Annotated in this window: 16 protein-coding genes; 3 read left to right on the top strand and 13 right to left on the bottom strand. The window is 67.9% G+C overall.

All coding sequences use genetic code 11. The features are described 5' to 3' along the window. Positions 1 to 13 precede the first annotated feature (13 nt). The 13 genes from ptsP to ACXJKH_RS07180 form a co-directional block, all read right to left on the bottom strand. On the bottom strand, positions 14 to 1,735 hold the full coding sequence (gene ptsP / locus ACXJKH_RS07240; RefSeq protein ID WP_457318918.1) for a phosphoenolpyruvate--protein phosphotransferase: 1,722 nt from the start codon (positions 1,733 to 1,735) through the stop codon (positions 14 to 16). A gap of 59 nt (positions 1,736 to 1,794) precedes the next feature. After that, positions 1,795 to 2,064 (bottom strand): HPr family phosphocarrier protein, encoded by a 270-nt coding sequence (locus ACXJKH_RS07235; protein ID WP_256775713.1) that lies wholly within the window; start codon positions 2,062 to 2,064, stop codon positions 1,795 to 1,797. Beyond that, complete coding sequence (locus ACXJKH_RS07230) at positions 2,057 to 2,449, bottom strand: PTS sugar transporter subunit IIA (protein ID WP_256775714.1); 393 nt, start codon at positions 2,447 to 2,449, stop codon at positions 2,057 to 2,059. Before ACXJKH_RS07230 ends, ACXJKH_RS07235 begins: the two co-directional genes overlap by 8 nt. A 168-nt stretch (positions 2,450 to 2,617) precedes the next feature. After that, positions 2,618 to 3,508, bottom strand: a complete 891-nt coding sequence (gene rapZ, locus ACXJKH_RS07225; protein WP_256775715.1) for an RNase adapter RapZ — start codon at positions 3,506 to 3,508, stop codon at positions 2,618 to 2,620. Then, on the bottom strand, positions 3,505 to 4,455 hold the full coding sequence (gene hprK, locus ACXJKH_RS07220; RefSeq protein WP_256775716.1) for an HPr(Ser) kinase/phosphatase: 951 nt from the start codon (positions 4,453 to 4,455) through the stop codon (positions 3,505 to 3,507). Before hprK ends, rapZ begins: the two co-directional genes overlap by 4 nt. Then, positions 4,452 to 4,904: a PTS sugar transporter subunit IIA gene (locus ACXJKH_RS07215; RefSeq protein ID WP_256775717.1), complete on the bottom strand. Its 453-nt coding sequence runs from the start codon at positions 4,902 to 4,904 to the stop codon at positions 4,452 to 4,454. The genes hprK and ACXJKH_RS07215 overlap by 4 nt, the downstream gene beginning before the upstream one ends. A gap of 21 nt (positions 4,905 to 4,925) precedes the next feature. Continuing rightward, positions 4,926 to 5,243, bottom strand: a complete 318-nt coding sequence (hpf, locus tag ACXJKH_RS07210; protein ID WP_256775718.1) for a ribosome hibernation-promoting factor, HPF/YfiA family — start codon at positions 5,241 to 5,243, stop codon at positions 4,926 to 4,928. A 58-nt stretch (positions 5,244 to 5,301) separates the two neighbouring features. Next, positions 5,302 to 6,699: an RNA polymerase factor sigma-54 gene (locus ACXJKH_RS07205; RefSeq protein WP_457318919.1), complete on the bottom strand. Its 1,398-nt coding sequence runs from the start codon at positions 6,697 to 6,699 to the stop codon at positions 5,302 to 5,304. Positions 6,700 to 6,783: 84 nt separating this feature from the next. Beyond that, complete coding sequence (gene lptB, locus ACXJKH_RS07200) at positions 6,784 to 7,503, bottom strand: LPS export ABC transporter ATP-binding protein (protein ID WP_019185407.1); 720 nt, start codon at positions 7,501 to 7,503, stop codon at positions 6,784 to 6,786. Next, positions 7,503 to 8,054 (bottom strand): lipopolysaccharide transport periplasmic protein LptA, encoded by a 552-nt coding sequence (gene lptA, locus ACXJKH_RS07195; protein WP_256775720.1) that lies wholly within the window; start codon positions 8,052 to 8,054, stop codon positions 7,503 to 7,505. Before lptA ends, lptB begins: the two co-directional genes overlap by 1 nt. A gap of 151 nt (positions 8,055 to 8,205) precedes the next feature. Continuing rightward, positions 8,206 to 8,766 carry an LPS export ABC transporter periplasmic protein LptC gene (gene lptC / locus ACXJKH_RS07190; protein ID WP_256775721.1) on the bottom strand — a complete coding sequence of 187 codons (561 nt, stop codon included), beginning with the start codon at positions 8,764 to 8,766 and terminating at the stop codon, positions 8,206 to 8,208. Next, on the bottom strand, positions 8,763 to 9,311 hold the full coding sequence (locus ACXJKH_RS07185) for a KdsC family phosphatase (RefSeq protein WP_256775722.1): 549 nt from the start codon (positions 9,309 to 9,311) through the stop codon (positions 8,763 to 8,765). The genes lptC and ACXJKH_RS07185 overlap by 4 nt, the downstream gene beginning before the upstream one ends. Before the next feature lie 43 nt (positions 9,312 to 9,354). Further along, the gene (locus tag ACXJKH_RS07180; RefSeq protein ID WP_256775723.1) at positions 9,355 to 10,356 is read right to left on the bottom strand and encodes a KpsF/GutQ family sugar-phosphate isomerase; all 1,002 of its coding nucleotides are present in this window, start codon (positions 10,354 to 10,356) and stop codon (positions 9,355 to 9,357) included. Positions 10,357 to 10,409: 53 nt separating this feature from the next. Here ACXJKH_RS07180 and ACXJKH_RS07175 point away from each other — a divergent pair, with 53 nt between their 5' ends. The 3 genes from ACXJKH_RS07175 to ACXJKH_RS07165 form a co-directional block, all read left to right on the top strand. After that, positions 10,410 to 10,640, top strand: a complete 231-nt coding sequence (locus tag ACXJKH_RS07175) for a BolA family protein (RefSeq protein ID WP_038689964.1) — start codon at positions 10,410 to 10,412, stop codon at positions 10,638 to 10,640. A gap of 61 nt (positions 10,641 to 10,701) precedes the next feature. Beyond that, positions 10,702 to 11,976 carry a UDP-N-acetylglucosamine 1-carboxyvinyltransferase gene (gene murA / locus ACXJKH_RS07170; protein ID WP_256775724.1) on the top strand — a complete coding sequence of 425 codons (1,275 nt, stop codon included), beginning with the start codon at positions 10,702 to 10,704 and terminating at the stop codon, positions 11,974 to 11,976. Continuing rightward, positions 11,973 to 12,239, top strand: a 267-nt coding sequence (locus ACXJKH_RS07165) for an EF-hand domain-containing protein (protein ID WP_457318917.1), incomplete at its 3' end; no start/stop codon positions are given. The genes murA and ACXJKH_RS07165, both read left to right, overlap by 4 nt.

Here is a 12,239-nt window from a genome sequence, read left to right as displayed (position 1 = left end):
CCGCCACCACCGGTCATGCCGTGGCCAGGCCCGCCTTCTCGATCCAGCGTTCAATCCCGCGTCGGTCGCGAGCCTGCAGCAGCTTCGGTGCCATCGCCTGCAACACCGACAGGTCGCTGTCGCGGATCGCGCGGCGCACTTCCAGTAGCGTGCCTGGGTGCAGGCTGAACTCGGTCAAGCCCAGCGCCAGCAGCAGCCGCGTCATCAGCGGGTCGCCGGCGATCTCCCCGCACACCGCCACCGGGATGTCGTAGGCCTGGCCGGTGCGCAGGATATGTGCCAGCAGCCGCACCACCGCCGGATGCAGCGGCGAGTACAGCTCACCGACCGCTTCGTTGTTGCGGTCGGCGGCCAGCAGGTACTGCACCAGGTCGTTGGTGCCGATGGACAGGAAGTCGACCAGGTCGATGAAGCTCTCCAGCGCGATCGCCGCGGCGGGCACTTCGATCATCGCGCCGAACGGGATGTGTTCGGCCACCTCGTAGCCTTCGGCGCGCAGCAGCGCGGCCTGCTTGTGCAGGCGCCGGCGCACCGCCAGGATTTCCTCGCGGGTGCTCACCATGGGGATCAGGATGCGCAGCTTGCCGTAGGCCGACGCGCGCAGGATCGCGCGCAGCTGGGTGTCGGCGACCTTGGGCCGCGCCAACGACAGGCGCACGCCGCGCAGGCCCAGCGCCGGGTTCTCTTCGTTGCTCAGGGTCAGCCCGGTGCGGTCGGCCTTGTCCGCGCCCAGGTCCAGGGTGCGGATGGTGACCGGCCGCCCGCTCATGCCAAGCGCGGCATCGCGGTAGGTTTCGAACTGCTCCTGCTCGTCGGGCAGTTCGTTGCGCTGCAGGAACAGGAATTCGGTACGGTACAGGCCCAGTCCGTGCGCGCCCAGCGCATGCGCCTGGGTGACGTCCTCGCTGGATTCGGCATTGGCCAGCAGGGCGATGTCGACGTTGTCGCGGGTGCGGGTCGGCTTGGTCCGCAGCCGGCCCAGTTCGCGCTGCTCGCGCGCATGCTCACGCAGTCGCAGGCGGTAGTCGCGCAGGTCGGGTGCCTGCGGGTTGATGGTGACGGTACCGTCGCTGCCATCGATGATCAGTACGTCGCCGTCGGCGACCTTCTGCAGCACGTTGGGTACATTGACGATCAGGGGCAGGTGCAGGCTGCGCGCCAGGATCGCACTGTGCGAGAGCGCGCTGCCGCCGGCGGTGACGATGCCGACCACGCCGTGGGCCTGCAGCTGGGCCAGCTCGGAGGGGGCGATGTTGTCGCAGACCAGGATTTCCCCGGCCATCCCTTTGACGTCCGGCGGGCGCTTCTGCAGGAAGGCGTGGATGCGCCCGATCACATGGTCCAGGTCGTCCATGCGGCTCTTCAGGTAGGCATCGTCCATGCCATCGAAGACCTTGGCCAGGCGGTCGCGCTGCACGCGCAGCGCATAGCCGGCGCTGTAGGGACCGCTGCGGATCAGCTCATCCAGGCCAAACAGCAGCTCGGGGTCATCCAGCAGCAGCGCGTGCAGGTCGAGGAATTCGCCGACTTCCTGGTTGAGCGCGCCATGCAGGCGTTGGCGCAGGTCGTGCATTTCGCCGCGGGCCGCTTCCACGGCCACGTGCAGACGCTCCAGCTCAGCCTCGATCTTGCCCGGCGGAATCCGCTGCTCGGCCACTTCCAGCGCATGCGGCAGGCGCACCCGGGCGCGGCCCAGGGCGTTGCCGCGCGAGGCACCGTGGCCGGACAACAGCATCGCCCCGGACGCGGTCCGGGCCGGTGCGGAGGATCCCGGTCGCGGCTGCCCCCCCATGCTCAGCTGTCCTCGTCGAAACGCCGTTCGAACAGTCCCACCACCGCCTCCATCGCGGCGGCTTCATCCTCGCCGTCGATGCGCACGGTGACCGGGGTGCCCTGGCCGGCGGCCAGCAGCATCACGCCCATGATGCTCTTGGCGTTGATCTCGCGGCCCTTGGCGGCCATGGTCACATTGCAGCGGAAAGGCGCCAGCTCCTGCACCAGCTTTGCAGTGGCGCGGGCGTGCAGGCCCAGGCGGTTGGATACGGTGAGTTCACGTTCAAGCATCGTCGACAATCGCTCCATTGCGAGTGCCTGCCGCGGCTGTGGCAGGCAATTGATCCAGTCCCTGTTCCGGATAATTCATCACCCGCAACAACATCGGCAGGCTAAGCGCCGAAACCCGGCGAACCGGGGTGCCCAGACGAGCCAGTTGCCCGGCCAGATTGCTGGGGCTGGCGCCGTACAGGTCGGTCAGGATCAGCACGCCCTGGCCGCTGTCCACCCGGCGCAAGGCGGCCGAGGCGAGCGGTAACAGGACGTCCAGGTCTGCGTCGAACGGTACTTCGAAAGCGTCGGTCTTCAGCGGCAGGTGCCGCAGCAGCCGGGTCGCCACCTCCAGCAGGGAGGTGCCAACGCCAGGATGAGTTACGAGGAGAATGCCACAGGTCATCTTCGAACGTTAACAGGTCAACATGAATTGGGGGTAGGGGGTGGGCCGCATGTGGCGTATCCCGGGTCGAGGCCGTGGGCACGCCGACCCTTGAAAAAGCGCATCCGGGCGCGGAGCAGCCGGCCGGCTGACATAGGAGTGTTCCACGGCCGATGACCGCTACCGCCGTCAATCCTGCTCGCGATGGAAGGTGGCCACTTCGGCCCAGCCCTGGTCGCGGGCATGCCGGGCCATGCGTTCGGCCATGTAGACCGAGCGGTGCTTGCCGCCGGTGCAGCCGAAGGCGACGGTGACATAGCTGCGGGTGTCATTGCCCAGCCGTGGCAGCCAGGTGTCCAGGAAGTCGATCAACTGGGCGGCGTAGCGCTGCACGTCCGGCTGCGCGTCCAGGTGTTCGCGCACGCCGGCATCGCGGCCGGACAACGGGCGCAGCGCCGGGTCCCAGTGCGGGTTGGGCAGCACCCGCACGTCGAACACGAAGTCCGCTTCGGCCGGCACGCCACGCTTGTAGGCGAAGGATTCAAACAGCAGCGACAGCTTGTTGCCATGGGTCATGGCGAACTCGGTGACCACTTTGCGGCGCAGTTGGTGCACGTTGAGCGTGGTGGTGTCGATCACCGCATCGGCGGCACGGCGCAGCGGCGCGGTCAGCTCGCGTTCGCGGGCGATCGCCTCGGGCAATGACAGCCCCAGCTGGCTCAACGGGTGGCGACGACGGGTATCGGCGTAGCGCTTGAGCAGGGTTTCGTCGGTGGCATCGAAGAACAGCAGCTGCGCATCCAGCCCGGCGGCCTGGGCCTCTTCGCGCCAGTGCGACAGCTGGCTCAGATCGCTCTGCCCACGCACGTCGATGCCCACTGCCAGTCGGCGCGGGGCGTCGGCGTCGTGCCCGGCCAGCAGGCTGCGCACGAAGTCGGGCAGCAGGTTGATCGGCAGGTTGTCCGAGCAGTAGTAGTCCAGGTCTTCCAGGGTCTTCAGCGCGACCGTCTTGCCCGAGCCCGACAGCCCACTGACGATGATCAGGGTGGCGGCGGCAGGCGCGGAGGCGGGGGTATTCATGGCGTTCGGCGTTCCAGCAGGTTGCTGTGGCGGGCGATGAACATCGCCGCGGGGTCGATGCCCTTGGTACGTAGAATGTGCAGCCGGGTGGCCGCCTCGGTCAGCACCGACAGGTTGCGGCCGGGCATCACCGGCAGGGTGATCAGCGGCACGTCCAGGTCCAGCACGTGGCGGGTGCCGGAATCGCCGGTCAGGCGCTCGTAGCCGTGCGGGGTGGGTTCGGTCATGGGCTTGGTCAGGTGGACGATCAGCCGAAGGTACTTGTTCTTCTTTACCGCTGTATCACCGAACATCTCGCGCACGTTGAGCACGCCCAGGCCGCGCACTTCCAGCAGGTCCTGCAGCAGCTCGGGGCAGGTGCCGTCGAGCACGTCCGGGGCGATCTGGGTGAACTCGGGGGCGTCATCGGCGACCAGGCGGTGGCCGCGGCTGAGCAGCTCCAGCGCCAGCTCGCTCTTGCCCGAGCCCGCTTCGCCGGTGATCAGCACGCCGATGGAGTAGATCTCCATGAACACGCCATGCAGGATCACCCGCGGCGCCAGCGTGCGCGCCAGGTGGTATGACAGGTGGTTGAGCAGCTCGTGGCCGCGCTTGGGCGAGATCCACAGCGGCGTCTGCGATTCGTCGGCGGCCGCGCGCAGGTCTTCCGGGCAGGGCTGGTTGCGGGTGATCACCAGCGCCAGCGGGTGCGACTGCATGATCCGCTCGATGGTCTCCCAGCGCTGGCGCGAGTCCAGCGAGTCCAGCCAGGACAGTTCCTCGGTCCCCAGGATCTGCACCTTGTTGGGGTAGATCGCGTTGAGGTAGCCGGCCAGCGATGGGCGCCGCGAGACGGTGTTGCCTGCTTCCAGTTCGCGGCGCTCGCCCTGCTTGCCGGCAACCCAGCGCAGGGCCAGGCGGTCGCGCTGCTGTTCGAACAGCTCACGCGCGGTGATGCTGGTGTTCATGCGGCGCTCGCTGGCGGGGGAAATTCGATGACCTGGCGCAGTGCCTCGCCGTCGCGCGCGTCGCGCAGCGCCTGGCGGATGGCCGGCTCGGAGAACAGCTCGGCCAGCTCGGACAGCAGCATCAGGTGTTGATGGGTGTAATGGGCGGGGACGGCGATGGCGAACACCAGGTCCACCGGCTCGTCGCCGCCGAACTCGACCGGGGCTTCCAGTCGCAGCAGGGCGCCGCGGGGACGTTCAAGCAGCGGCGCGCGGCCGTGCGGGATGGCGATGCCATGGCCGATCGCCGTGCTGCCCAGCTGCTCGCGCTGGCACAGGTTCTGGTAGATCTGCTCGGCATTGGCTTCGCGGCAAGCCAGCAGCCGGGCGGCTGCCAGCAGGACGCTGTCGCGATCGGCGGCCGGCAACACTTGCGTGCGCACGGCCGCCAGAAGATCAGTCAAGGGCATGTCAGGGAAAGCGCGAGGACGTCAGTCGTCATTGTCGCCCACGGGCAGCGGTGCGTGCTGCTGTTTTTTCTCCTTGTGCTTGATCACAAGGCGGTCCAGCTTGTCGGCCAGGATGTCGATCGCCGCATACATGGTCTGGCCGCCGGCCTCGGCGTGCAGGGTCTGGCCGGGAACGTTGGCACTGGCATCGGCGTGATGCTCGTTCTTGCGCAGCTCAAGGGTCACCCGAACCTCGCAGTGCTGGTCGAAGTGCTTGCCCAGGCGCTGCAACTTGGTTTCCACGTATTCCTGCAGGGCCGGGGTGACTTCCACGTCTTTGCCAAACGTCTCGATGCGCATCGGGTATCTCCTTTGTTCGGATGTGCCAATGAACCTTCCCGCCAGGCGCGGTGGAGCGTCAGACGATTCGTACCCTTTCGTGCGAGGCGGAAATGTTCATGGCCTCACGATACTTCGCCACGGTGCGGCGCGCCACCGGTATTCCGGTGGTCTTGAGCAGGTCAGCCAGCTTGGCGTCAGAAAGCGGCTTGCGCGGGTTCTCGTCGTCGATCAGGCGCCGGATCATGGCCTGGATGGCGGTGCTGGAGGCTTCGCCGCCGCTGTCGGTGTCGATGCCGGAGGCGAAGAACGCGCGCAGCGGCAGGGTGCCACGCGGGGTGCGCACGTACTTGCGGGCGATGGCGCGGGAAATGGTGGATTCGTGCAGGCCCAGTTCGCCGGCGACCTCGCGCAGGGTCAGCGGGCGCAGCGCCTGTTCGCCGAACTCCAGGAACGCGGCCTGCTGCTGCAGCAGGCTGCGCATCACCCTCAGCAGGGTTTCGCCACGCGCCTCCAGGCCCTTGAGCAGCCAGCGCGCTTCCTGCAGGTGGGCGCGCAGGTAGCCGGCGTCGGCGTCACCGCAACGGCGGATCATCTGCTCGTAGCCGCGGTGGATCACCACCTTCGGTCCGGCATGGGCGGCCAGGGCGGCGCGCCACACCCCGTTCTGGCGCCAAACCACGCAATCGGGCACCACGTAGCTGTCATGGGCCAGCTCGCCGATCTGGGTCCCTGGACGCGGGTCCAGCGAGCGCAGCAGCTGCACGGCGGTGTCGACCTCGGCCAGCGGTTCGCGCAGTTCCTGCGCCAACCCGGCCACGCCACTGCGTGGCAACCGTTCCAGCGGGCCGTCGGCGATGCGCCGGGCCAGCGCCAGGCCGGGGGTATCGGCGGACAGCACGTCCAGCTGCAGCTGCAGGCATTCGCCCAGGCTGCGCGCGCCGACTCCGATCGGGTCGAAGCGCTGGATCTGGTGCAGCACGGTCAGTATTTCGGCTTCATCGGCGTGAATGGCCGGGAGCAGCGTGTCGGCGATGGCCGACAGTGGCTCGCGCAGGTAGCCGTCGTCTTCGAAGGCGTCGATCAGCGCCGCGCCGATGCTGCGGTCGCGCGTGGACAGGTGCGACAGGTGCAGCTGCCACAGCAGGTGGTCGGCCAGGCTTTCGGTTTCGGCCACGCGCTCGGCAGCGCTGCCGTTGTCGTCATCGTCGAACGAGCCACCGCTGTTGCCGCTGCTCCAGTCGCCTTCACCGGGCGACCAGTCGTCGCTGGCCGAGGCCTGGTGCTCGCCGTCGGTGTGCGTGTCGGCCGGTGTCGGCGGGCGCTCGTCGTCGCTGGGCGCAACGTCCAGCGTCGGCTCGGCGTTCTCGGCCCAGTCCAGCAGCGGGTTGGTCTCCACCGCCTCGGCGATTTCCAGCTCCAGTTCTGCGCTGGACATCTGCAACAGCTTGATGGCCTGACGCAGCTGCGGCGTCATGACCAGTTGTTGTCCCAGCGATGTCTGCAGCCGTGCTTTCATGCCTGTGCCGAACGGAAGGAAGGCGTTGCGGCGGCCGCTGGATCAGAGCTTGAAGGTGTCCCCAAGGTAGACGCGGCGGACGTCGGCGTTGGCCAGGATCTCGTCCGGCGCGCCCTGTGCCAGCACGCTGCCTTCGTTGAGGATATACGCGCGGTCGCAGATTCCCAAGGTTTCGCGGACATTGTGGTCGGTGATCAGCACGCCGATGCCACGCTGCTTGAGATGGGTGACGATGCGCTGGATTTCACCGACCGAGATCGGGTCGACACCGGCGAAGGGTTCGTCGAGCAGGATCAGGCGCGGTTTGGCGGCCAGCGCGCGGGCGATTTCACAGCGGCGGCGCTCGCCACCGGAGAGGCTGGCACCGAGCTGGTCGGCCACGTGGTTGATCTGCAGTTCGTCCAGCAGGCTGGCCAGTTCCTTTTCGCGGCCGGCCTTGTCCAGGTCTTCGCGCAGTTCCAGCACCAGGCGCAGGTTGTCGGCCACGGTCAGCTTGCGGAACACCGACGGTTCCTGCGGCAGGTAGCCCACGCCCTGCTTGGCGCGGGTATACATCGGGTCGCTGGTGATGTCCTTGCCGTCCAGCACGATGCTGCCGGCGTCGGTCTCGACCAGACCGACGATCATGTAGAAGCAGGTGGTCTTGCCGGCACCGTTGGGGCCGAGCAGGCCGACCACTTCACCGGCCTCCAGGGTCAGGCCGAAATCCTTGACCACTTCGCGCTGCTTGTAGCGCTTGCGCAGACCTTTGGCGACGAGCATTACTTCTTGCTCCCGGCGGTGGGAACGGTGGTCTTGGTTGCCGGCGTGGCGGCTGCCGGGGCGGCGGTCTTGTTCTTGGGCGGGATCACGGTGCGCACGCGGGTGCCGTCGCCGCCGCTGTTCATCTCGCCGGTGCGGGTGTTGTAGGTCATCTTCTGGCCGGCATTGGTGCCACGCGCGCTCTTGACGTGGTAGTTGCCGGTCATGGTCAGCACTTCGGACTTGATGTCGTAGTCGATGCGGTCGGCGCTGGCGTCCATCCAGGTGCCGTCATCGAGCTGCTGCTTGAGCTTGGCCTGCTTGCCGGTAAACACCGCGCGCACCGCCTCGCCGTCCTTCATGTAGATCTCCGCGTCCGAAGAGCGCAGGTCCAGGGTGCCCTGGGTGACGATCACGCCCTGGGAAAGCACGGTCTTGCCGTCTCCGACCAGTGTGCCGGACTGGGCGCCGGCGTCGATGGCCATGTCTTCGTTGCGGTCCGTGGACTTCGCGCTGGCGGCGAAGGGGACCAGAAGGCTGATCGCGCAGGCGGCTGCAAATAGGATCTTCATGGAGTTGGTTTGTCCTGCCAGTGTAGGGGGCGTGGCCGGGGGCGGCCGGGCATTGTCGGGGTCGTGGCCAGGCGGGTGGGCCTGGCCGGTGAGTCGGGTGGTGCTGTGCCGCCGGCGCCGGTCCAGAGGACGTCGCCCGGGCGGCACCGGCTCAGCGTTGGGGCGTGTAGCGGCCCTTGGACTGGCTCAGGAAGGTGTAGGTCTTGCTCTTGGAATCCAGCTCGAAGCCGACCCCGGACTGGGTCATGCCCGGGCGGGTCATGGTGACCAGGGCGTCGGTCTTGGCGCGGTTTTCCTTGGGGAACACGTCCAGGTGGTCGGTACGGAAGGTAGTCGGCGGCACGCTGGGCACCTTCGGGCTGTCGCCGCTGACGTTGCCGGTCAGCTTGAGCTGTTCGCCGTTGGCGCTCACCCAGCCTTTTTCGCTGCGCAGTTCCCAGTGGTTACCTTCGTTGTCGGGCAGCAGGAACAGCGGGGTGACGATGCTCATCGTCTCATCGCTGCGCAGGCGCTCCAGCAGCGGGGCCTGCAGGGTGGTGGATTCCTTGCCCTGGTCGTCCAGCGCCACGATCTGGAAGTCGTGCAGCACATAGTCCTTGGTGCCGTCGTCGGTGACGTCGGCAGCCGGCTTGTCGCGGTGGCGCAGCAGCGACCAGCCGCTGAGCAGCGCGGCGACCAGCAGCAGGGCGCCCAAGGCGTTGCGCCAGGTCATGCGCCGAACCTCGCCAGCACCGCATCCACATGGCCCTGCGCGGCCAGCAGCACGTCGCACAGCTCGCGTGCGGCGCCACGGCCGCCGTCGGCACGGGTCTGCCAGTGCACGCGCTCGGCGATCCACGGATGGGCGTTGGCCGGCGCGACGGCCAGGCCGACCGCGCACAGCGGCGCCAGGTCGGGCAGGTCATCGCCCATGAACGCGACCTGCTCCAGGCCGATGCCATGGGTGTCGCACAGTGCACGCACGCTGGCGAGCTTGTCGCCGACCGCGATCTGGGTGTCGATGCCCAGGTCCGCGCCGCGCTTCTGCGCGGACAGGCTGTTGCGCGCGGTGATCAACACCGGGTGGATGCCGTGCTGCTGCAGCAGTTTCAGGCCAAGTCCGTCCTGCACGTAATACGCCTTGCTCTCGTTGCCGTCACGGTCGTAGTAGAGCCGACCATCGGTGAGCGTGCCGTCCACGTCGAAGCAGGCCAGCCGGATACGGCCGGCGATGGCATGCAGGTGGGACGGGAAACCGGGCAGCGGGGAATAGGGCATCGGCAGGGGGCAGGTTGGCTGAATGGAGGAAGGGAACTGTGGTTTAAACCACCCGCGCCCGCAACAGGTCATGAATGTTGAGTGCGCCGACCAGCCGGCCGGCGGCGTCGACCACCATCAGGCCGGTGATCTTGTGGGTTTCCATCAGCCGGGCGGCCTCGGCGGCGAGCTGGTCGGCGCCGATGGTGCGCGGATTGCGGGTCATCACCTCGGCGATCTTCGCACTGCGCACGTCCAGATCGGTATCCAGCGCGCGGCGCAGGTCGCCGTCGGTGAACAGGCCGATCAGGCGGTCGTCGGCATCGACCACGGCGGTCATGCCCAACCGCTTGCGGCTCATCTCCACCAGGGCCTCGCTGAGCGTGGCGCCCGCGTCCACGCGCGGCAGTTCCTCGCCGCTGTGCATCACATCGGTGATGTGCAGCAGCAGCCGGCGGCCGAGGCTGCCGGCGGGGTGCGAGCGGGCGAAATCGTCGGCGGTGAAGCCGCGCGCGTCCAGCAGGGCCACCGCCAGCGCATCGCCCATCGCCAGCGAGGCGGTGGTGCTGGAGGTGGGGGCCAGCGCCAGCGGGCAGGCCTCGGCTGGCACGCTGACATCCAGATGAACGTCGGCCGCCAGGGCCAGGCTGGACTGCGGCCGGCCGGTCATGGCGATCAGCCGGTTGCCCTGGCGCTTGAGCACGGGCAGCAGCATCAGCAGCTCGTCGGACTCGCCCGAGTAGGACAGCGCCACCACGACATCGGCCTCGGTGATCATGCCGAGGTCGCCGTGGCCGGCTTCACCGGGGTGCACGTAGAACGCCGGGGTGCCGGTGGACGCCAGCGTAGCGGCGATCTTGCGCGCCACATGGCCGGATTTGCCCATGCCGGTGGCCACCACCCGGCCCTTGCCCTGCAGGATCAGCTGGCAGGCCTGGCTGAAGGCATCGCCGAGGCGATCGGCGACGGCGGCCAGGGCATCGGCCTCGATCTGGAACACGCGGCGGCCGCTGGCGACCAGTGCCGCAGGGTCGGCCGGATGAGGGAGCAGGGGCGATACAGCCATGCGGGCGCCACGCGGAAGAGTAGAATGAGCGCTCATTTTATTAGGAAAGCCCGTTGGACGCCGAGACCATCCGCAATCTGATCGAAACCGGCCTCCCCGGCGCCCGCGCGGACGTGCAGGGCGACGATGGCGTGCACTTCGAGGCCACCGTGGTCTGCGACGCTTTTGCCGGCAAACTGCCGCTGGCGCGCCACCGCATGGTCTATGCCACCCTGGGCGATCTGATGGGCGGGGCGATCCACGCGCTGGCGCTGAAGACCGTGACCCCGGGCGAAGCGGGTTAGTCCGCGGACCGATTAGATCAGCCGACCAACGGTCGGCTCTACCTCATTCAAAGTAGACTCCATGGCCAAGATCGTAGTGACCGGCGGCAAGCCGCTGCACGGTGAAGTGAACATTTCCGGCGCCAAGAACGCCGTCCTCCCCATCCTGTGCGCCACCCTGCTGGCCGATGCGCCGGTGGAGATCACCAACGTGCCGCACCTGCACGATGTGGTCACCACGGTGAAGCTGCTCGGCGAACTGGGGGCCAAGGTCACCATCGACCAGGGCACGCTGTCGCGTGGCAGCGCGATCGTGGTCGATCCGCGCCCGGTCAACCAGCACGTGGCCCCGTACGAACTGGTGCGCACCATGCGCGCCTCGATCCTGGTGCTGGGCCCGCTGCTGGCCCGCTTCGGCGCGGCCGAAGTGTCGCTGCCCGGCGGCTGCGCGATCGGCTCGCGGCCGGTGGACCAGCACATCAAGGGCCTGCAGGCCCTCGGTGCGGAGATCACCGTCGAGAACGGCTTCATCAAGGCCCAGGCCAAGCGCCTGAAGGGCGCGCACTTCACCTTCGACATGGTCAGCGTCACCGGCACCGAGAACGTGCTGATGGCCGCCGTGCTGGCTGAAGGCACCACCGTGCTCGACAATGCCGCGATGGAGCCGGAAGTCACCGACCTGGCGCACTGCCTGATCGCGCTCGGCGCGAAGATCGAAGGCCTGGGCACCGCCCGCCTGGTGATCGAAGGCGTGGAAAAGCTGTCCGGCGGCCGTCATGAAGTGCTGCCCGACCGCATCGAGACCGGCACCTTCCTGGTCGCCGCGGCGATGACCGGCGGCAAGGTCACCGTCAACCGCGCGCGCCCGAACACGATGGACGCGGTGCTGTCCAAGCTGGTCGAAGCCGGTGCGCACATCGAAACCACCGACGACAGCATCACCCTGGACATGGGCGGCAAGCGCCCGCGTGCGGTCAACCTGACCACCGCGCCGTACCCGGCCTTCCCGACTGACATGCAGGCGCAGTTCATGGCGCTCAACTGCGTGGCCGATGGCGTGGGCGTGATCAACGAAACGATCTTCGAAAACCGCTTCATGCACGTCAACGAGCTGCTGCGCCTGGGCGCGGACATCCAGGTCGAAGGACATACCGCGATCATCCGTGGCGCTGAAACGCTCAGTGGCGCGCCGGTCATGGCCACCGACCTGCGCGCGTCGGCCTCGCTGATCCTGGCCGGTCTGATGGCCGAGGGTGACACCACCATCGACCGCATCTACCACCTGGACCGCGGCTACGAGAACATCGAAGAGAAGCTGTCCTCGCTGGGCGCGACCATCCGGCGCGTAGCCGCATGATCCTGCGCGGCAAGTTCACCCGCCGCCGCAAGGCGCTGCTGGTGCTGGTACTGGTGGTGCTGGCGTGGCTGGGCTACGCCTGGTATGCCGACATCGCCATCACCCAGGGCATCGAGCAGCAGGACATGGACTGGAACGCCGACGGCACGGTCAGCCGCACCGAAGTGCTGCAGGCGTTCTACGCGGTGGGCGTGACCAACAAGCAGGAAGGCAACCGGCATTGCCGCACCTTCTACTGGCGCAACAACGGCGAGCAGATCCGC

It is taken from the genome of Stenotrophomonas sp. P5_B8 (assembly GCF_054049855.1).
Note: the sequence above shows the minus strand (reverse complement) of the source record. Positions and strands in the feature narration are given on the sequence as shown.

Excerpts from the sequence above, each read along its gene's own strand:
- ptsP (WP_457318918.1), bottom strand. The coding sequence starts at position 1,735 with ATGCTGTTGTCCGGCCACGGTGCCTCGCGCGGCAACGCCCTGGGCCGC.
- ACXJKH_RS07235 (WP_256775713.1), bottom strand. The coding sequence starts at position 2,064 with ATGCTTGAACGTGAACTCACCGTATCCAACCGCCTGGGCCTGCACGCC.
- ACXJKH_RS07230 (WP_256775714.1), bottom strand. The coding sequence starts at position 2,449 with ATGACCTGTGGCATTCTCCTCGTAACTCATCCTGGCGTTGGCACCTCC.
- rapZ (WP_256775715.1), bottom strand. The coding sequence starts at position 3,508 with ATGAATACCCCCGCCTCCGCGCCTGCCGCCGCCACCCTGATCATCGTC.
- hprK (WP_256775716.1), bottom strand. The coding sequence starts at position 4,455 with ATGAACACCAGCATCACCGCGCGTGAGCTGTTCGAACAGCAGCGCGAC.
- ACXJKH_RS07215 (WP_256775717.1), bottom strand. The coding sequence starts at position 4,904 with ATGCCCTTGACTGATCTTCTGGCGGCCGTGCGCACGCAAGTGTTGCCG.
- hpf (WP_256775718.1), bottom strand. The coding sequence starts at position 5,243 with ATGCGCATCGAGACGTTTGGCAAAGACGTGGAAGTCACCCCGGCCCTG.
- ACXJKH_RS07205 (WP_457318919.1), bottom strand. The coding sequence starts at position 6,699 with ATGACGCCGCAGCTGCGTCAGGCCATCAAGCTGTTGCAGATGTCCAGC.
- lptB (WP_019185407.1), bottom strand. The coding sequence starts at position 7,503 with ATGCTCGTCGCCAAAGGTCTGCGCAAGCGCTACAAGCAGCGCGAAGTG.
- lptA (WP_256775720.1), bottom strand. The coding sequence starts at position 8,054 with ATGAAGATCCTATTTGCAGCCGCCTGCGCGATCAGCCTTCTGGTCCCC.
- lptC (WP_256775721.1), bottom strand. The coding sequence starts at position 8,766 with ATGACCTGGCGCAACGCCTTGGGCGCCCTGCTGCTGGTCGCCGCGCTG.
- ACXJKH_RS07185 (WP_256775722.1), bottom strand. The coding sequence starts at position 9,311 with ATGCCCTATTCCCCGCTGCCCGGTTTCCCGTCCCACCTGCATGCCATC.
- ACXJKH_RS07180 (WP_256775723.1), bottom strand. The coding sequence starts at position 10,356 with ATGGCTGTATCGCCCCTGCTCCCTCATCCGGCCGACCCTGCGGCACTG.
- murA (WP_256775724.1), top strand. The coding sequence starts at position 10,702 with ATGGCCAAGATCGTAGTGACCGGCGGCAAGCCGCTGCACGGTGAAGTG.